The organism is Bacillus paramobilis (assembly GCF_038096195.1).
Taxonomy (GTDB): Bacteria; Bacillota; Bacilli; order Bacillales; family Bacillaceae_G; genus Bacillus_A; species Bacillus_A mobilis.
Genome location: NZ_CP151108.1, coordinates 4,335,239 through 4,354,868 on the forward strand (window position 1 = coordinate 4,335,239; position 19,630 = coordinate 4,354,868).

The window sequence follows — 19,630 nt, forward strand, 5'->3', positions numbered from 1 at the left end:
TCCGTAATTCTACTTAATTTGTCTCTCACTAAAGCAACCAAAACTCTAAAAAGTATATCCATTTTCCCACTATTTATTGCTTCTTCAACTATATTTCGTTTTAACTGTTCTATTCTTTCCCATAATGCATCTCTACCTTATCTATTCTTAATTTCGAACAAATATAATGGTAGTCTAATTGAGGACATATTTTCACAAGATATAGAATTGCATCGTATACATTTAAATACTCCAATCGCTTTATATAAACCTTTTTTTCAAAAGAATACATTATTTGAATGCTCTCAATAATATTCAACAACTGATATGCTGTAAAATATGCCCCAAACTAAAAGAACCTCTTCGCCCATACTACAGGTACAATAAGAGGTTCCTCTATCTTCAAATGATATTATCCATTCACTTCCGAATAGACTTTATTCATCATATCTTCCATAATAAAGTTCTTGAATTCTTCATTCTCTAAAATCTTCATAAAGAATCTTCCATCGCTGTCCATACGGTCAATAACAAAATTTATGAAAGACTTTTCGAAAGCAAATTTAAAATTATCTTTTGTATTGTCTTTTTCTTCTTGTTGAATGTCTTCATTGTTTAGTGTATTTTCCTTTATACGGAAAATACACTCTTGTAAAAACTGCATCCCCAATAGTTAGAGATGCAGCTCATAAAATTTTCTATTATTAGAGACTCGATTGCAATTCGTGCACCTTAATATTTTGATTGACTAAATCATAAATTAAATCAGCAATTTTAGAGGAGCGATCTTTAATCGCATCTTTATCAAAATGCCCCTCTTTATTCGGAGCATACTTCGTTTCCTTTTCATTTACTAAAGTAACAAACTTTGTATTTTTCCCACCCTTTGTTGTGGAAAGTAAATCCTTAGCAATACTTTGAGTAACTATAAAATCTTGATCTGAATATAATTTAATCTTATCCTCAAATTTTTTATTTCCCGCACTCGCGTTTTCATTATTAAACAATAGCGTTAAATTGCCAATAAGGTTTTTATGATTTTTAAAATCCTCTACTGAAAGAAAACCTGCATCAGAAATATCCTTATCAAAATTCACCTCTCTTGATAAAATATGCTCAACTGTAATTCTTTGTTTTTTTGGAGTCATAACTACCGTACTATTATTATGAAAATATAATTCAATAAACTTTAAAATTACAGACGCCTTGTTAGATAAAGCTCCATTTGCATTCTCAAGTTGTTTCAATGGTAATATTTGTTTAATATCTGTCGACTTACTTAAAATGATTTTTTTCGCTTCGACATCAAGTTCTTTATAAGCGATGTCGATTCCCTTTCCTTGTTCAAATCCTGAATAATATTTTTGTAAAATTGCCGGAAGAATACTTTCAATAAAATTCATTTGTGTAAATGTAAATAAAACAGAAGCTCCAAGTCTTACACCAAGGTCTAATACTTGTTCCTTCGTTTTTTGATCCGCTTGATAAAAAGGAATTAACAATGAATGTAATTGCTTGATGTTAAAAAGTTTAAATATAATAAACATATTATAATCGTCTAAAAAAGCTTCATACTTTCCTTCTTCTATTTCAGAATATATTTTAGAAACATATTTAAGATCCTTTACTAAATTAAATATTTCATTACTATTAAGATTTTTATTTTCAAAATAATCGTATACACGATCTTTTTTTATATTCTCTGCATACTTCCCAATAATATAATGTTTCAAAAAAGTTGAGGAAGATATTTTCTTTTTAGGGCTTAATTGAAGGTTAGAAATAAATTCATTCCAGTCATTATTAAACTCCTCTACGTCTCCTGGTTTATTTGTACCTTTAGATATAATTTTAAGAAATAAATTTTTCACTAAATCCAATGGCTCTAAGCTTCTTCCTCTATCATTGAGAACTTCGAATAATTGAAATGCTTTATTATAGCTAGTTGATACCGTTACAATAAAATAGATACGACTTTTAAAATAAGAAATAAAGTTTTTAAACTGTTCATCACTTAACTCTTCTAGATAGTCTTTAGCGGTAGTATAGACTTCCTCAATTTTGGAGTCTGACTCTAATCCTACTTCGTATGCTTTATTATAAAGTATATTTTTATAGACTTTACCGAAGTTCAGTGTCGGGTCATGTATTAATTTACAATCCTTAATTTCATCCTCGTTATCTAAAATCGCATAAGATTGGACGATATCATTTAATTTCATCTGCCATTTTGAAATTTCTTTCATATTTCGTGTTGTAGCCATTTGGGTAGCTATTTTATTCCCAATGATCTCTTCTAATGCTTTACAAATTAATGTTGTTGTTGTAAGGCGTTGTTGTCCATCAACTACAAGATAACGGTCCGTGTCTCCTGGTTTTATTAAAACTATATTTCCCAATAAATATCCTTCTAGGTCATCTTCACTCAGCATAAAACCATTAGTATCTTCTGACAGATCTTCTAATAGTTGTTGTACTTCTTCTTTTCCCCATACAAAATTCCTTTGAAAATCAGGAATCAAAAACTTATACGAGTCATCTGATAAAAAAGATTTAATATTTAATAGTTCTGAACTAATGCCATTTTTAATCATAATTATGTCCTCCAAATCGCTAGGGATCCCCCTAAAAAAGCTCATTAATGTATGTAACTACTAATCTTAATTATATTCTATCTCTAGATTCAAGGAAGTCTCCTTTAGACCTAACCCCAACTATATTAACTTTAGGCTTTCCCTTTTTATATTTCCTTATCAAAGAAAAAAATAGTTGACTGCTAAGCATCTCACATATTCTTTTAAACATCATTTTATTGATATAAGTATCATTATAATACTATCAAACACTTAAACTCTATTTGTTTAATAAGGATTTAAGTTCTTCAATGGTTAATACCTCATCTTTTTTTCTATGTACCATTCGATGACAGTTTGCACATAAAGGAACTAAATCTCTTTCCGGATCAATTAGAACTGCTTCTTCAAGCGTGCTCAATGGTTGAATATGATGAATTTCTATAAAGCCTTCTCCTCGTTCTCCATATACTTCCTCAAAGTTGAAACCACAAGCACAGCAATTCAAGCCATGTATCTCAATGGCTTTCACTCTATTTTCACTGTTACGTTCATATTTATTCATGTGATATGAAACCTTTGTTCCTTCAAACCTCGCTCCCTCTTCTACCTCTTGAGATTCAATATCAGATTTCACCTTCTCATATAATTCCCTTAAGTTTTCACTGTCTTTCATTTCATTTGAATAATGATTATACTCTCTAACTCGGCTACTTGAATCCAATGGAGGTAAAACATGGGCATTTTCATTATTTCCCTCGTTATCTATAAATGATTGAGAAAAGCTTACTTCAATCTGTTGCCTTTCTGACTCCAAAATATTTACCGAAAAATCTTTTCTCGTCTTACCATTTAATTTTCGTTGTACAAACTTTTTCAATAATTCATTATTCGTTGTAACAAAGCCTAACTTTCTTAACTCTTTTTCGGTGACTCTTCCATCAAGTCCATCTATAGCAGACTTATCAACATACATATGCCCTTTCATCTCTTGATAGCCAATAAATTTACTTGGTGCTAAAAGTCCATCGTTATGTAAATAATACCACTGTTGAAATGACTTTAATTCTTTCTCTAGTCCTTCCACCTCAATGAGATCCTTTTCAAATTGCTTCATATTTTCTCTAACTTGCTCCAATGATTTAACAAGAGAAAATCTTGTTGATACATTCCCACCATTAACAGGGAATCTGTTATACCACATTTGCTTTAAATAACTCTTATGTTTTTCATCCACAAGATAATTAGTATTTTGTTTTAATCGCAATACCTTTAAATCGTTTAACCTAGTATGGTTTATTAACTCCATTCTATTTATACCTTTTTTCACATCCACTTCTAGTACTTTAAGCTTAACAGCTTGTTTTAATTTATCACCCAGCTCTTCATACAAATAAGCGGCGGGTTCTCCATCATTTTTATAAATTTTCGGCAATGTAATTACTACTGCTCGCCCAATAATACCACCAGTTCCCTTACTTCCTCCATCTGAACGCCAAATAAATACCTCATCGTTTATTTGAATATGCTTAACTAAACTCTTTTGCCTAATAGACCACCAAATTATTTCATTTCCTACTACATAATCGTCTACATTAAAACGTTTCGGATTACCTTGAAATATCCAGGTATTCATATACTATCTCTCCTCCTATAATAAACCCTAACCAAAGAATTCTTCTTCATTTATTTAAACTATTCTAAAAAATAAAAGAAACGATCCTATTTCCTTTAAATTCTAGACTCATCGTAATTTTATTTGTAAAATATGTATATTAATAACATTATATATTATAACTTTAAAGGTATCTGTAGCCCATATATATTTTCGATTTATCATTTTAAAAATATATAATTACATTATTTGTTCCTATTCACTTAAGAGGACTCCTAGAGCACTAACATAACCAAAAGGATGTGTACAATGAAAAACCCAAAAACTATCGGAGACAACCACGTAAAATCAGTACAACAAGCATTATTACAATCATTAAACTCCTTATCTATCAATAATTATCCACAGACATCAAAGGAAACAGTTACTTTTATCCAAGGTTTATATCCAAACATTGATTCAGTTACTTCAAAGTTCGATGATCCACATCCAGATCGTACTAATGATCTTACGCTGTATTTAAAAGATGGATCGATTACCTATATAAATTTATTCTACATAAAAAAGGGTGGGAAAATTCAACCTAAAAATCCTGGAGCAAAAAGCTTCTTAGCAAAATACTTCTTATCCGAAGACATACAGGATATTTTTAATAACAAATTCGAAAAATACTACTTAGAGTTTCTAAAAGAATTAGTTGAACACAATGAGGGAACACACTACATAACAGATAAGAAAGAATTGAAAAAACTTGTTCAATACTATTTTCCAAAATTCACAAAAGACATTAATGAATACAGAGGACGATTTCTCTTTAATTTACGCGAAACATGTTTCTCTCTACTTCAAAAGTTTCACAGTCAAGCAAACATAGGTTTTTCTCATGCATTTAAATTCTTCTTTATGGTTGATTCTGTCAATATTATTACTCGATATGGAAAAGAAGAAGATGACATTCAAGTTGAAAAATTCTGTCCACCACAACCTACTTTTAATGATATTGAGTTATATAAAATAGGCAAGGATTCAGTGGGGATTAAATTTGGTGAAGTAGCACTAACTTTACGTTTTAAATTCGAAAGCAGCCCTACATCATCTATAAAACTTGCGACTAGTTATCATGAATTTCCAGAAGAACAAGATATAAAAAGTATCAATAAGAAAACTATTAACAAAATAAAAAAACTAATAACTAAACATGAGTATATCAAGATAAAAAATAACAGTAATGCGATAGGAAAATGTCACGAAGCCTTTTCATACTATTATTTTTTAAAGGAGTTTCCTAATATTGTCCAAGTCGATCCAAATACATGTATTAACTTAATTGATACATATTATTCTGCTTTAGAACCAGAAACACTAAAAGAACTATTTGAGGCCACTTCTACAATCGTACCAGCTATAACAAAGAAATTATGTCAAAAATATAAAAAATATACTATCGAAAGCATCGAATTAATTCCAGATGCCTATATCGGTGATAGGCTTGATACCGGTGATCTTCAACTAATTCTAAAAGTGAACAATGCTATCATTGTTGAAAATATTTCTCTAAAAGCTTTAGCTCAAAAAAACAGCAAGATTACCACAAAAAACCCTGGCATTGGGACAATTCTAGGACCTACATATTTTAATGCGGGAAGTATGAAATCTATTGTAAATGAGGTGAAATCCACATTTAATATTGGAGGTTTAAATCATAGAGAGAGTCAAGAAAAGCTCTCTTATGAACTAGGAAGGCAATTAGAAAAAGCCACCCAAGAACAACTTCGAATAGGTGCTGGAAATTTATTAGGAAAAGCAATGATGGCTATTACAATTTATAAAACAGGGGTTAGTTTTTGCAAAGAACATTCAGAAATTGATAGTGAGGTACACGTTAAAGTCAATTCGCCTACTACCATTCAAAATACCTTGTTATGGAATGATGGACAAGAAACAATTAACTTACGTATAAAATTCAGTGAAAAACAAAGCTACGGTTGGTCTTCTGTTAAATTAACTTCCGAATATCGATTAAATATTAAATAAACAAACATCGTTGTAACGCTCAATAAGTAAGACTTAAAATTACACTTACATACCAAAGGCATTCTATAGCAAAAATTTAATCACAATATTTTTGCTATAGAATATACCTTTGTAGTTTTTCATAAAAGGGCATATACAAATTCAGTTTGATATATTTTTTACGTACTCTAAAAATTCACCTCTTACTTTCATACATCTACAATCCTATATTTTCCACATAAAAGAACACATACCTTTTATGTCTTTATTTTTAAATTGACGCTTTGATAACTTTAGCTATAATTACACAACAAAGAAAACTTTCATGTAATATCCTCTTTCAATCATTCATTAAAAAATTTTGAAATACAAATTATTATTAAATATTCTCTATCAATGATGTAAAATTCATTCCTAAATTTCACAACATTGATAGAATATTGTACCCTGCCTTACGGAAATATTACATAATAATCTGCATACTGGCCTTTTCCAGCTTAAAGTGTTAAAATAAACAAGTAATTATCGGAGGTGCTTGTATGAAAATCGAAGAACGAGGTAGGGCAAAATACCGTCCGTTAAAAGATTATGACATTGAACAAGTAAAAAATTTACTAATAGAGAAAATCCAAGAAGAGCAAGAAAATACACAAGGCTTGCCAGAAGAAGATACGGAAGCAAATATACATTTCGACCCTAATAAGCTTAATCTTGTAAGTTTATTTTCAGGCTGTGGTGGTCTAGATCTCGGTGCTGAATTATCCGGATTAGATGCGGCGATAGGTAATACAAGAACAAATAACATATTATCTTCTCGTGAATCTTTTGATGGAGACAGACACCAAAGTGTATTTCATACCATCTATTCTGTTGATATGTTTAAGGAAGCAAATCAGACATATAGATTAAATTTCCCACAAACAGTTATTCAGAACCAGAAAGATATTCGCAAAATTAAGACTTTCCCAAAATGCGATATCGTATTAGGCGGCTTTCCGTGCCCAGGATTCAGTGAAGCTGGTCCAAGACTAATTGATGACGAAAGAAATTTTTTATATATCCATTTCATTCGATGTCTGCTACAAACAAAACCAGCTTTCTTTATCGCTGAGAATGTTAAAGGCATGTTAACCCTAGGAAAAGGTGAAGTCATTAAACAAATTATTCAAGACTTCGAATCCGCTGGCTACAATGTTAAGTTTCAGCTTGTTAATTCACGAGATTATGGTGTCCCACAACTTAGAGAACGAGTATTCATTGTCGGCGTAAGAAAAGGGCTTGATTTCGAATATAAATTCCCTGAGCCAACACATGGTATTGGAAAAGATAAAAAACCCTATATAACGTTAAAAGACTCTATCGGTGATTTAGAATCCAATCCTGGATCGTACTATGAAGGAAGCTTTTCATCCATATATCTATCTCGAAATCGAAAAAAACAGTGGAACGAACAAAGTTTTACTATACAAGCTTCTGGAAGACAGGCTCCTTTACACCCTAGTGGCGAACCTATGCAAAAGATCGGAACTGACAAATGGGAATTACCAGGTGATGAAGGATCACATAGAAGACTTTCGGTGAAAGAAATCGCACGCATACAAACATTCCCTGACTGGTTTGTATTTTCTGATGGGCACAATACATCCATTAGTGAAAATGGAAAATTAGACAAGATATATAAGCAAATCGGAAATGCTGTACCTGTTGAACTCGCGAGAGCAATTGCACGTCCTATTGCTGAATGGAGCTTGAACAATATGGAAAAAATAAACAATAATAGATTAAACTCACAGCAAATGGAACTATTCGAAACACTGAATATATAAGTGCACTATATATTTTATCTACTTGTAAAACGTCCTGACTACCCATAATGTTAGGACGTTTTATCAAGTTACGATGAAATAAATTTAAGTCTCTTTTAAACCTTCCAGGAAATATATTAATATGAAATAGCTGGGCATGTATTTATTCATCAAAAAATTTTAACTCTTTTCATTTACATAATATTCCATACACTCACTCTGAAATACTTCTTACCATGAATAAATAACATAAAACAACAATGGATCTATTCCTCTCGTTATTACCGACTGGATAGCCTATTTAACACCGGTGACTTTCAAGCAACAGAACTTATAATTTTTATCCATTTTAGTGTTGACATGCCAATATACCTTCCACTAACTTTATAGATATTTCAGCTTTAAAACCTATAATCACTTTATCAAATCATACAACCCCAACATCCTCCGCCCCTCCTCAACAATCTCATCCCTCATTCCTTCAGGCTTCATAACTTTCACAGAACTCCCCATACCAAGAATCCATTTCTTAACCGAACTTTTCCCACTCATTATTGCTTTGAAATTGATACTACCATCTGAATTTTGTTCTATTTTCTGCTCTTCTCCCCAAATCGATTCTGGTACAGATTTAGAAAATGGTGGATAAATAATTAACTCTACTTCTAACGTTTCATTTACTATACCTAACTTTGGACATTCCCCTTCCAGATCAAAATTTTCAGGGATGGTATATCTATCAAACAATACTTGAATATCTTTCATTCGCACTAACTTAAACTTAAGAATTTCCCGCCTATTATTACAGAAAGCTACACAATAAAAAAACTCGTTATAATGTACAATTCCATACGGCTCAATAGTACGTTCTGATTTTCTACCATTGTTATTTTCATATTTAATTCTCACTTTATTCCCTCTACTAAAGGCCTCTTGCAGTTTTAAATATTTCCTGCTTTCTTCTGAAGACTCATAATTCGGTCTAGATCGCTGAACAAAATAAATGTAACGTGCCTTATCTGCTTCAATTTTGCTAAGTGCTTTTAGTTTATCGAGAGCTACTTGCGCATCATCCGAATAAATGGGATTCCCCTTAGCAACCAATTGTTCAACAGAAAATATTAAAGCTTTTAATTCCTTGGAAGACAAGTTTTTAATCGGAAATAAGGATGTATTCGAAATATAGTACCCACCATATCTTCCCCTTTCACTTTTAATATTAATATCAGCATCTTCAATATCTTTTTTATAATCCCGAACCGTTCTTGCTTCTATTTTTAATTCTTCTGCTAGCTCACTGCTCTTCATTTTCCCTCTTGCATGGAGCAATTCAATCATACGGAGGGCCTTACTTAACTTACTCATCAATCTCTTCCTTCTCTATAAAAAAGTTGGCATAAAATTCATGCCAACTTTCTTTGAATTATTCATATTGATAAACACCCTCGCATTATGTATACAATATTAAAATACAACGGCAAGCTGTCCATCTTCTTCCAAAATTATATCATCTTCCCAATCATCTTGTTGTATATATACATCATCCTGCGCAATGTATTTTTTAATGGACCTTACCATATGCATAGGAAGCGGTAATTGAGTATGCTTTTCAAATGTAACTACCATACGTCGCAAATAATCTATCATGCATGCTAGTTCGTCTCTTTCACTCTCTTCCGCTCCTGAAACAATAATCTCAACAGCTCGTTGTTGGAATATCATTTTTGTAGGTGCATCAATTTTTTTAGTACCATTGGCAAGATTTTTCCCTGTTGAAGGGCGTAAGCCTACACTATAATATATACCTATTTCATCTCGATATAAGCCCGATTTTTTATTAATATAGCTGTCTTTTTCATGAATAAAGTACTGTGGTACATCACTTGTTTGATTGATTCGGATTACACGAAGGTTCGGGAATGTCGCAAGCATATCATCAAGTTGTGGTATTTCCTCCAGCTTCATTTTCGGATTTGCTAATTCTGAAATCCATCCAGATCGTAAATTAGCTTCAGCAATGAAACAAACCCTCTCATCTGTTCTATTTAAAATATGTAATAACTCATTTACAATGAATGGTTTTAATTTTTCGTTTTCTTGGTATTTCATGAATTTTTTATGATTATAAACATTTAAAATAGTACTGTCTAGTGATCTCCACTCATTATCACCATACAACTTATATTCAAGCTTTTCTTCCTGAATTTTTGTAAGAACAGGTAAAAAGTCTGTTCCTCTTCCTCTTTTTACCCTCATTAATGATAGACTTAAAATCACTCCATTATAATGAAATTTATTCCAATTACGTCTTCGAAACCCTTTATCAGCCAATAGATCTAATAGTGAATTAAATATTCTTTCATCCCCTGCATCATACTCTAGCGGATGAATAAACTGCGTAATTCTTCCTGTACGCGCTAAACCTTCACGTATTGCATGCTTCGGGTCAATTTTTTTATTTTCATATGCTTCTATTTCTATTAACGATAAAGTTTTCTGTTCACACCTCTCGATATTACGTACTAACGTTTGTATATGTCTAGCAGCTGCTTTTTCTTTATACTGATCATAGTCTAAATCCTGTACAATTCCTTCCGGAGATTTCTCTACTATTTTCAAGACCACTTCAGGCTCTGTCTTTAATACAAAGCAATTATCATCCTCTGTTTGTACTGCCAATCCTTTTTTCACCAAAACCTCTTTCACTTTATCTGCCATATGGTGAGAACATATCTCTAATTTTAGCTCTGATATCCCGCTAGGAGCATATAGCGGGAAAATGTGATCGTTAAATGAAGTTTTTACTTCTTTACCCGGATTTATAATTTCAAAATTCGGAAATCTATTCATAAATACATTTAATAATTCCTCTTTTTCAGGTAATCCGATTCCTCGTTGTACTTTTGTTCCCACAATTGAAAATGTACTTTCGTTGTACACACACAATATTTGCTTATCTACTCCCTCAATATATGACTTTGGATCCTTCATCACCTCGTTTAATTCTGGCAAATCTCCTAAGATTAAATCATCTAGTAATTTAAACGAATTCTTCTCCCATATTACTCCACATTTCCCTTGTTCTATTTTCAACTTTGCGAAGGTTCTTTTTTCCTCATTCATGAACGGATTTGGAATAGAGACATATACCGTGACATTTTGCCTATTACGAATTAAATTTACTAATTTCGTTCCTTTTTGATAGTAACGTCTAATTCCAAATGATACTTTTAATAAAGGCTTATTTTCCACTCCGCGTGTAATAGCCTCAAATCGATATACGTAAGAAAAATAATCTTGTTTATTATTTTTTCTAATAGGCTCTGATATCGCTTCAAAAACTCTTCCTGATTGAATTCTATAGAACGTAACATCACTTGCTATTTCTGGTGAAACAGATAAACGAAGTGGTTCCTCACATATTTTATCCGTAACTATAGCTGGAACCCATTTGAAATGTGCATTATTATCTCCTTCAAATACGTCCTTAACACTACCATTATGCCATTTCATTTCATTATCTACTAACATAGATATTTCATTATTCTCATCAAGAACCTTAAGCCACACCTTACATACGTATTCAAATTGCTCTTGATGTAAAGGACGTTTTGTTACAATCCAAGGTCTATTTCCCATTAATGCTTGAGCATCGTTCTGAATAAATAAAATGTCAGAAAAAATAACGAACAATCTCTCCGTCAATCCTTCTAATTTCTTTTTTAATTTCCATGGTTCAGCAGGCGTTCTGAGTAAGTTAATCCAATCCTCCGGCCAATATGTATAAAAGACATTTTCTTTTTCTAATACAGACACTACATCCTTAAACGCTAATAATTGAAGTTGCTTCATTATAAATCAATCCTCTACTTTCCACATATTCTCTATACTCGTAACAAAAGGCCCATATAAAGCCATAAAAGTCTCATCATCTTTATATTTTTGCATCTTCATCCTCCAAAATTCTAGTAACGATGGTACATTAGAATTTTTATTATGGAAGCTCCCATCACAGTAATATACACGTGCATTCCTTCCACCACGTAGTAACCTACCAATCATTTGCCAAACTGGGATAAAGATAAACCAAGATAAAACTTCTCTTTCTTTCGAAGTTAACACCGCCCAAAAATCTGCTCGTTTATACATTGACTCGAAACGCCCCATACTAAGTTTGCGTAACTGCTTTATAGCCTTACCGTAATGCAGACCTCTACTTTCAATTTGATTCATAAAGACTGGATATGCTGCATGTAAAACTTGAATCATATAATTAAAGTCATTTGGTACCGGATAAGGCCTTACAAGAAAGAATACCGAGCCAAATAAAGCATCTGTACCTCCATCTAAAATATTAAAACCACGTCCGACAGACATTAACGGCACAATTAGTATTTTCTGTTCTTCTTTCCTAAACATTTCAATTTGACTCCTAGGAAAGGCATTTTTTAATTTGTCATTTTCCCGTGTTAATACACGATATTGTTTTGATAATCTCGGAATCATTTCTAATGTATTCGCAACAGTTTTAGCATCCTCATATGAATTAACTACAAGTAAAATCCGCCTGTTTTCTACTTGTAATGTTTTCAACTCAACTAACAACCTATCTTCTAAAGATACTGTAAGTTTACTTAAATTTTCAGCCCTCTTCTGTTCACGTTTTCCTGAAATACATAGAAGTTCTCCATCTTTTTCATCAAAAGCTGGTACGTATGACTGTTTAATTTTAGAAGGAGGCAATTCCGATTGAATTAACCATTTAGGTTTCATTGCTATATCATAATGATCGGACCCTGGCGCTAAGCTTGTACCTGAAAGTAAAACAACCGCTGGACCTCTTTTCTTAAAGGCTATTTCATACATATTAGACCAGTCATATAAGAATTTTCTTCCAATCCCTGAATACTCAAGGATTTTAAAATTACCAAACTTATCATCTTCAGTTTGTTCATATCTATATCCAAACAACTTTCCAGTCATAGCATCAAGTAAAAAGGGCTTATACTGTTTTGCTTTTGTCAAAAGAGGTGATACATCATATCCAATTCCTAATCTACTTTGCACAGCAGGATAATATGAAAGTAGAAACTTAATATTGTAGTCTAAGTATGAAAAGTATAGATAAAATTCTAGCAAGTCTACCGCATCACGTGTAATTTGATTATCTATTTTTAAGAGCTTAGCTACTTCTTGTAAAATTTGATTTTTATTCGATTCCCTCGCAAGTAACTGATCCAACTTACGCTTTATTTGAACGGTTTTCCTTGGATCTACAGCAAATTTCCTTAACTGTTTTTCAATTTTTCTTTGTTCCTCTTCATCTTTTGTAACTTTTTTAGATAATTCATACGCTAGCTTATTAGGAAATAACAGTTTATTTTTCAAAGAATTCCGTATTTTCGGTGTGTGACTCAATTTTGCATATAATGACCAAACAGCTTTCTCTAACTCCCGAGAATTGATTTGCCAACGCTGAATAAGCTTATCATTAGCAAACTCAGTATATCTTCCTGTAATATTATTACTCATTGCATAAAGTGACTTTTCAAAAAAAGAATTGTTATTACCAAAAGCATCGATTTCAACCGTAAATTGCTCATCGAACTGCTTTTGAACTGCATCTGCTTCATCCACAAAAATAATATCTAATAAATCATACATTGCTTCATAAATTGTTCTTTCAAGAGGGTCTATAACCGCTGGAATACTAGAAGTTATTAAACTTGCAGTTGTTGCTACCCATACATCAGCATCAACTAGCTCCGTCCACTCCTTATATACACCACATGTATTAGCTAAAGGACATAAAACTGTTTTATCACCTTGATTTACAGACTTACACGGATAATAATTATTACGTTCAAAATCATTAGCTAATGCTTTTAATGTGCATGAATCCGATATAGAAACTAACGAATGAAACGTCTGTGTCAGGAACTGCGACACATCTTTAGAGGGATCTACATAACTTTCTAAAAAACGTTTTTCATGATTTGCCCGATTCCCTTTACCAATAATAGGAACCGCTTTAATACCAAGATCACGTAATTCCTGTACACGATCTAGGACTTGAAAAACGCTATTTTCAATAAAACCAACTTTAGCTCTCTTTTCTTTTACTTGACGGTAAGTTTCTAGCATCATCCAAGTTGATTTTCCAGCTGCTAACCCACCTGCAATATGCTGTGTTTCATGATAATCAAACGTATTTTGCTGATATACATGGAGACTTTGAAACTTAATCCTTTTAGCACGGTCTACATAGGATTTTTTTGATATCAGCTCCATCTCAGTAGCTATATTTACCCAATCAGTATTCAAATCTGAGGAGCACCTAATTTTCTCACGATACTTCGGCAACATCGGATACTTTATTTTAATTTCTGGAATCAAACCTGAGTATTTGTGTAACATGGTCTCCGCCGTCCGAGAATATGAAAATTCCCCCTCTTTAGCAAAATCATAATCCTTCGCTTCTAACTCTATTACATTGAACAGCAATTTAGCATATATCTTCGTTCTATACGTTAATAATTGAGGAGTAACTTGTATGACTGTTCCATCCACCTCATGAAATAGACGGTATTTCTTTTCTATTTGAAAATAAGATGCAAGATTGTCCCTCCATATTCTTTCATTAGAAAACTCAGCTAGTAACAACCTTAGATTCATAACAATAGACTTATCTGTATACTTTTCTAATACTGGTTCATTATAACCAACTAATAATGCCCATGCTTCCTCAATAGGCGCTTGATGATCTGCTGTTTTCCCACCGTATATAAGGAGTTCCGTTTTGATAATTTGAAGCGCTTCTTCTTTTTTTACATTGAATTCTTCAAACTGTTTTTGAAGATCATATATTAATTTGTGCTGCACAAGGTTTCCTCCTTTAAACACTTAAACAGTTCACGCTCCGTCATAATTTGTATATAAACACTGGATTCTTTGCTTAAAGAAGAACTTACTAATTCTTTATAGTTAGGATTCATTTTCAATCGATAATTTGGAATAATAACATAAGCATTTTTATGATACTTCTCCAAATAACCTGAATTCTTATTATTAAAAGCATTCGCAAGCATTCTTGGCGATCTGTAATCTTTTACATCTAAATCTATTAACGTATCATTTACATTAATCCTTATATCAAACTCGTCAATGTTCGGATATAATACTGCATCATACCCTTTTAGGCGTTTACATATTTTCTCTTCTATTATTCCAGTTAATAGTACATACCGTTGTATACCAGGCCGAATTCTATACACCAATTCATCCTCCGAAAATTTATACGATTCTAAACGCTCAAATGATTGAAAATGGCCACATATTTGTTCCTTATTACATCTCCAATTTCCTTTTATAAATGATACGGTCCATCCACAATGAGGGCATTTTTTATAATTATCTATGTTATGCGGAACCTGTTCATAACAACTTTCAAACAGTTGATGTAACACGTTATCTTTAATCGAAAATAATATTTTACGCAGTCGCACATATGTTAAAACTGCATTATCTGGACTCGCTATAATAGAACGAATTTTTCTATATTCCTCATCCAAACTATTGTCCCTACAATAATTTAATATCTCCTTCATTACAGATTGATCAAATTCTGCTGGAAATCTATATTCTTCAAGAAAATCCTCTATATCAATAGACAGACCAAACCCTTCAACTAAAAAAGTGGAATCACCCGGAAGTAACTTTTCTATTCCGTCCATTCCCCATTTTTCAACAGGTTCGTGAAGTAACTTGATTAAATCAAAAATATTATTCGGAGGCATATTAGACTGCAACGTATTTTTCATAAACAGTAAATGTCCTTTATGCAATGTATCAGGAATTTCCGTCCATCCATTCCCCTCCCATTGCTCCAGTCCCTTTGCAATAAAATAAATCATTTCTTTTATTTCTCTTATTTGCAATACTATCTCCCTTCCTTTCAATACATTTTCACAAAAAATTGAAATTGGATAAATTTACTATGTGACAAATAAATCGTAACATTAATTGTGGCGGTATTTGCGATAATTAAAATATTTTTCTATTTAATTTACAAAAAAAGAGAGTGACTAATTGTCACTCTCTTCCTAGCTTATTACTAAAGTCTATAATTTCTTCCAACCACCCACATAAAGAATTACTACGGTTTCATCAAACTATTTATATGTGTAAAAGAAAAACCATACGTCATACCGTATGATTTACTGATTCCTATTATTCCCTACTAACTCCCCATACTCCTGACTACTCTGCTCAAGGAATATCCGACTCTCCCCACTCCCCTTATAAAAACTCTCCCAACCCCGCTCCCTCAAAATCCCCTTCCAACTATCACTCTCAACCATCTTCTTAATCAAACCATCCCAATAAGCAACCTCTTCCTCCGTCATATCTTTCGGGCCCATAATTCCTTTCCAGTGCTGGAAGATGACGTTGATTCCTTGTTCTTTCCATGTTGGGATTTCTGGTAGTCGGTCTAGTCGTTTTGGTGCGGATACGGCTAGTATTTTTATTTTGCCGGCTTTGTATTGTTTTTCGGCTTCGGATAGGGTCATGGTTGCGGCGTCTATTTGTTTGTTCGTTAGGGCGTTTACGATTTTTTCTTTGTTTTCGTAGACGAAGAATTGTAGTTCGGCAGGGTTTATGCCGAAGGCTTTGCTTACTTGTACGAAGGATAGGTGATCGTCGTTTCCTAAGCCTGGGGCAACACCGATTTTAAAGTTTTTCTTGTTTTGTTTTAGTTGTTTCATTAGTTCGTTTGCGTTTTCTATGTTTGAGTCTTTTGATACGACAACGACTTCCCAGTCCGATGCGAGAGTTGCGAGCGGCGTGAAGTCTTTATATGTTAGTTTACTGTGGCCTAGTAGGTTGTTCGTTATGAGTAAGCTTGAGTTAATCGCCAGTACGTGACCGCCTTTTTGTTTCGTATATTTCCATCCGACGTCACCGCTGCCACCTACTTTGTTTGTGACAGTGATTGGTTTTGTGAAGATTTTTTCTTCTGTGAGCGTTTTTTGCATCGCCCGTGCTGTTAAGTCCCATCCGGCTCCTTGAACGTTCGGCGCAACGATTTCTACTTTGTCTATGTTTACTGTATTTGTTTGGGATTTTTCCGAGGAACAACCAACTATTACTCCTGTCATGATCCATATACATAGTAATAATCGCTTTTTCATAGTCCTCGTCCTATTCGGTACTTTCGTTCTGGTCGTCCGATAATGCCGTATGTGTATTCTACTGTGCATTCGTTTGTCGCTACTAAATATTCTAAATATCTTCTTGCGGTTGTTCTGGAGGCACCCATTTGCTCTCCCATTTCTTCTATTGTAATGCCCTCTTCAAATCCTTTTATAATGCCTTTCACTTTTTGCAGTGTTAACGGATCCACACCTGTCGGTAAGTTTTTTATGTCTTGTGTTTGCGAAATGCCGAAAAAATTATCGATTAGTGTTTGATTCACTTCATTGCTACTATGTAATAGTTGCTTCTTTCTTTTATAGTCTTCAATTGTGCGAACAAATTTTTCTAACGTGACCGGTTTTATAAGGTAGTTACTTACGCCGTTTCGAATCGCTTTTTCTAACATATGGTTTTCATTCGCTGCTGTTACCATAATGACGTCAACGTTTGGAAAGTTAGCATGAATTTGTGGCAATAAGTCGGTTCCGATTCCGTCTGGTAAATAGTTATCTAATAGAAGTAAATCGATTTCTTCCCTTTGTAGTAGTTCCATCGTTTCTTTCGCGTTCAATGCTTTTCCCATTACTTTTACGTCCTTTATTTTTGATAAAAACTCTTCTTGAATTTGTGCTACGCGGAAATCATCTTCTGCAATTGCAACCTTCAACATATGCCCATCCCCCTGTTTGTCATGTACTTTCTCTCAATGTTTTCGGAAGGTAAATTGTAAAAATAGCTCTCCCATTTTTCTCGTTTTGAATCTCAATTGTTCCCCCTAGTAGATCTACCATTTCTTTCACATTTGCTAGCCCGTAACCACGATCATTTCCTTTCGTTGAAAATCCTTTTTGAAAAATAGTTGCGATTTTTTCTGTCGGTACTCCCGCTCCATTATCTATCACTTCAAACACAATATCGTGTCCAATATCCGTAACAAAGAAGGAAACATTCTTCTCCTCTTGCCCACTCACCGCATCAAATGCATTGTCGATTATGTTTCCAAGTATCGTAATAAGGTGCGAAACTTTTATATGGTCTGGTAACGGTTGAAGCGCACTATCTCCTTCAATATGAAAATCGATTTTCTTTTCAGACGCTGTTCCGAGTTTTCCTAATAAAATAGCTTGTACTTTCGCATCGTGAATTTGATGGAATAAAATATGGTTTTGGCTTTGATGAATGTTAGATTCTTGCTGAATAAATTCAATTGCTTCTTTGTAATGTCCTAACTGGAGTAATCCTGATAAGACGAAAAGTTTATTTGTGAACTCATGTGTTTGAGCGCGTAAGTCCTCTGAATACTTTCTTACTTCAGATATTGTATTCACTAAATTTTGCAGTTCCGTTTTATCTCTAAAACTACATACAACGCCTACCATACTATTATTTTCGAGTATCGTTGTCATGTTTAAAATAAACACCTTGTCTTGAAAAGCGATTTCTTGATCGTTTTCTAGCACTCTTTCCATATTAAAATCAGGTAAAACTTTTGAAATGTGCTGCTGCATATACTCATCATTTACATGTAGCATCTCTTCTGCAGATATGTTCATCATCGTGATAAATCCATTTTGATCAATAGCGATAATTCCTTCTTTTATAGATAGTAGTATCGCGCTTCGTTCCCGGTATAGCGCTGCGATTTCATTCGGCTCTAAACCGAGTGTGTCTTTACGAATGCTACGCGCTAAAAGAATGCCACCAACAATTCCAGCTAGTAATACAGCTAAGGAAAAGAGTATAATTTCTTTCGTTCTACTCAATATGTTAGATTCAATGCCTTTTATTAGAAACTCCACTGTCACAACACCTACGACTTGATCGTAGTCTCCGTTATGAACAATAATGGGTGCCTTCGCCATTAAAGCAGGACCACTTTCCCCATTTCCTTCAAGCGTATAATAGCCACCAAAAGTGAGTGCTTCATAGTTATATGGATTGTTACTCTTTGTGCCAATTAACTCCGAATTAGAATGGGAATACATCACCCCAAAGCGATCTTCTATAATGACATAATCTGCACCAGCTTGCTCACGAACTTGTTCCGCAATGGATTGGATCGTACTTTTATGCTCGTTATTTTGAAAAGCTTCTTTTATAGCTGGCATAAAAGAAAGAGATTTAGCCGTTTGCAGTGCTAGCTGCTCCACTTGGCGCTTCGTATCAACGGACTGAATGTAAACAAATATTCCCGCTAACAGGAGAACGACAAATAAAATTAACGTAATAATTAAACTTACTATTTTCGTTTGTAATGACACTTTGCGTGATTTCTTCATGCTTCATATCCTTTGATAAAATATTCAAAACTATCAATCTCCTTTTTCTATTATTATGACAAAACTGAAAATGAAGCAACTATTAAAAATATCCATGTACATAAAGTACAAAAAGAATAAAATTGTCATAATATTGAGATTTTATCGCATAGACAGTACAATTCAACTACA

Annotated in this window: 11 protein-coding genes and 1 pseudogene; 2 read left to right on the forward strand and 10 right to left on the reverse strand. The window is 33.2% G+C overall.

Annotation, left to right across the window (positions count from 1 at the left end):
* Positions 1–391 precede the first annotated feature (391 nt).
* From AABL52_RS22310 to AABL52_RS22320, 3 genes and pseudogenes are all read right to left on the reverse strand, one after another.
* Positions 392–616 (reverse strand): annotated as a pseudogene (locus AABL52_RS22310) (hypothetical protein); the annotation flags it as partial.
* A 67-nt stretch (positions 617–683) separates the two neighbouring features.
* On the reverse strand, positions 684–2,573 hold the full coding sequence (locus AABL52_RS22315; RefSeq protein ID WP_341518443.1) for a DUF262 domain-containing protein: 1,890 nt from the start codon (positions 2,571–2,573) through the stop codon (positions 684–686).
* A 259-nt stretch (positions 2,574–2,832) separates the two neighbouring features.
* Positions 2,833–4,188 carry an EVE domain-containing protein gene (locus AABL52_RS22320; RefSeq protein ID WP_341518444.1) on the reverse strand — a complete coding sequence of 452 codons (1,356 nt, stop codon included), beginning with the start codon at positions 4,186–4,188 and terminating at the stop codon, positions 2,833–2,835.
* Positions 4,189–4,476: 288 nt separating this feature from the next.
* On the opposite strand from AABL52_RS22320, the gene AABL52_RS22325 reads away from it, so the two are divergent.
* Complete coding sequence (locus tag AABL52_RS22325) at positions 4,477–6,201, forward strand: hypothetical protein (RefSeq protein WP_341518445.1); 1,725 nt, start codon at positions 4,477–4,479, stop codon at positions 6,199–6,201.
* Between the two features lie 518 nt (positions 6,202–6,719).
* Positions 6,720–8,006: a DNA cytosine methyltransferase gene (locus tag AABL52_RS22330; RefSeq protein WP_341518446.1), complete on the forward strand. Its 1,287-nt coding sequence runs from the start codon at positions 6,720–6,722 to the stop codon at positions 8,004–8,006.
* Positions 8,007–8,399: 393 nt separating this feature from the next.
* Here AABL52_RS22330 and AABL52_RS22335 read toward each other — a convergent pair whose 3' ends face one another.
* The 7 genes from AABL52_RS22335 to AABL52_RS22365 all read right to left on the reverse strand — a co-directional run bounded on the left by AABL52_RS22335 (position 8,400) and on the right by AABL52_RS22365 (position 19,459).
* Positions 8,400–9,350, reverse strand: a complete 951-nt coding sequence (locus AABL52_RS22335; RefSeq protein WP_341518447.1) for a helix-turn-helix transcriptional regulator — start codon at positions 9,348–9,350, stop codon at positions 8,400–8,402.
* A gap of 99 nt (positions 9,351–9,449) precedes the next feature.
* Positions 9,450–11,837 carry a pPIWI_RE module domain-containing protein gene (locus AABL52_RS22340; RefSeq protein WP_341518448.1) on the reverse strand — a complete coding sequence of 796 codons (2,388 nt, stop codon included), beginning with the start codon at positions 11,835–11,837 and terminating at the stop codon, positions 9,450–9,452.
* Between the two features lie 6 nt (positions 11,838–11,843).
* On the reverse strand, positions 11,844–14,867 hold the full coding sequence (locus AABL52_RS22345) for a hypothetical protein (protein WP_341518449.1): 3,024 nt from the start codon (positions 14,865–14,867) through the stop codon (positions 11,844–11,846).
* Complete coding sequence (locus AABL52_RS22350) at positions 14,852–15,922, reverse strand: hypothetical protein (protein ID WP_341518450.1); 1,071 nt, start codon at positions 15,920–15,922, stop codon at positions 14,852–14,854. The genes AABL52_RS22345 and AABL52_RS22350 overlap by 16 nt, the downstream gene beginning before the upstream one ends.
* Before the next feature lie 279 nt (positions 15,923–16,201).
* On the reverse strand, positions 16,202–17,176 hold the full coding sequence (locus AABL52_RS22355; RefSeq protein WP_341518451.1) for a tripartite tricarboxylate transporter substrate binding protein: 975 nt from the start codon (positions 17,174–17,176) through the stop codon (positions 16,202–16,204).
* Entirely contained in the window at positions 17,173–17,850 is a 678-nt protein-coding gene (locus AABL52_RS22360; protein ID WP_341518452.1) for a response regulator, read from the reverse strand. The genes AABL52_RS22355 and AABL52_RS22360 overlap by 4 nt, the downstream gene beginning before the upstream one ends.
* A gap of 19 nt (positions 17,851–17,869) precedes the next feature.
* Positions 17,870–19,459, reverse strand: a complete 1,590-nt coding sequence (locus AABL52_RS22365) for a sensor histidine kinase (RefSeq protein ID WP_341518453.1) — start codon at positions 19,457–19,459, stop codon at positions 17,870–17,872.
* Positions 19,460–19,630 lie beyond the last annotated feature (171 nt).

Coding starts and splice junctions, on each gene's coding strand:
- AABL52_RS22360 (WP_341518452.1), bottom strand. CDS start 17,850: ATGTTGAAGGTTGCAATTGCAGAAGATGATTTCCGCGTAGCACAAATT.
- AABL52_RS22365 (WP_341518453.1), bottom strand. CDS start 19,459: ATGAAGAAATCACGCAAAGTGTCATTACAAACGAAAATAGTAAGTTTA.
- AABL52_RS22340 (WP_341518448.1), bottom strand. CDS start 11,837: ATGAAGCAACTTCAATTATTAGCGTTTAAGGATGTAGTGTCTGTATTA.
- AABL52_RS22325 (WP_341518445.1), top strand. CDS start 4,477: ATGAAAAACCCAAAAACTATCGGAGACAACCACGTAAAATCAGTACAA.
- AABL52_RS22355 (WP_341518451.1), bottom strand. CDS start 17,176: ATGAAAAAGCGATTATTACTATGTATATGGATCATGACAGGAGTAATA.
- AABL52_RS22320 (WP_341518444.1), bottom strand. CDS start 4,188: ATGAATACCTGGATATTTCAAGGTAATCCGAAACGTTTTAATGTAGAC.
- AABL52_RS22330 (WP_341518446.1), top strand. CDS start 6,720: ATGAAAATCGAAGAACGAGGTAGGGCAAAATACCGTCCGTTAAAAGAT.
- AABL52_RS22335 (WP_341518447.1), bottom strand. CDS start 9,350: ATGAGTAAGTTAAGTAAGGCCCTCCGTATGATTGAATTGCTCCATGCA.
- AABL52_RS22315 (WP_341518443.1), bottom strand. CDS start 2,573: ATGATTAAAAATGGCATTAGTTCAGAACTATTAAATATTAAATCTTTT.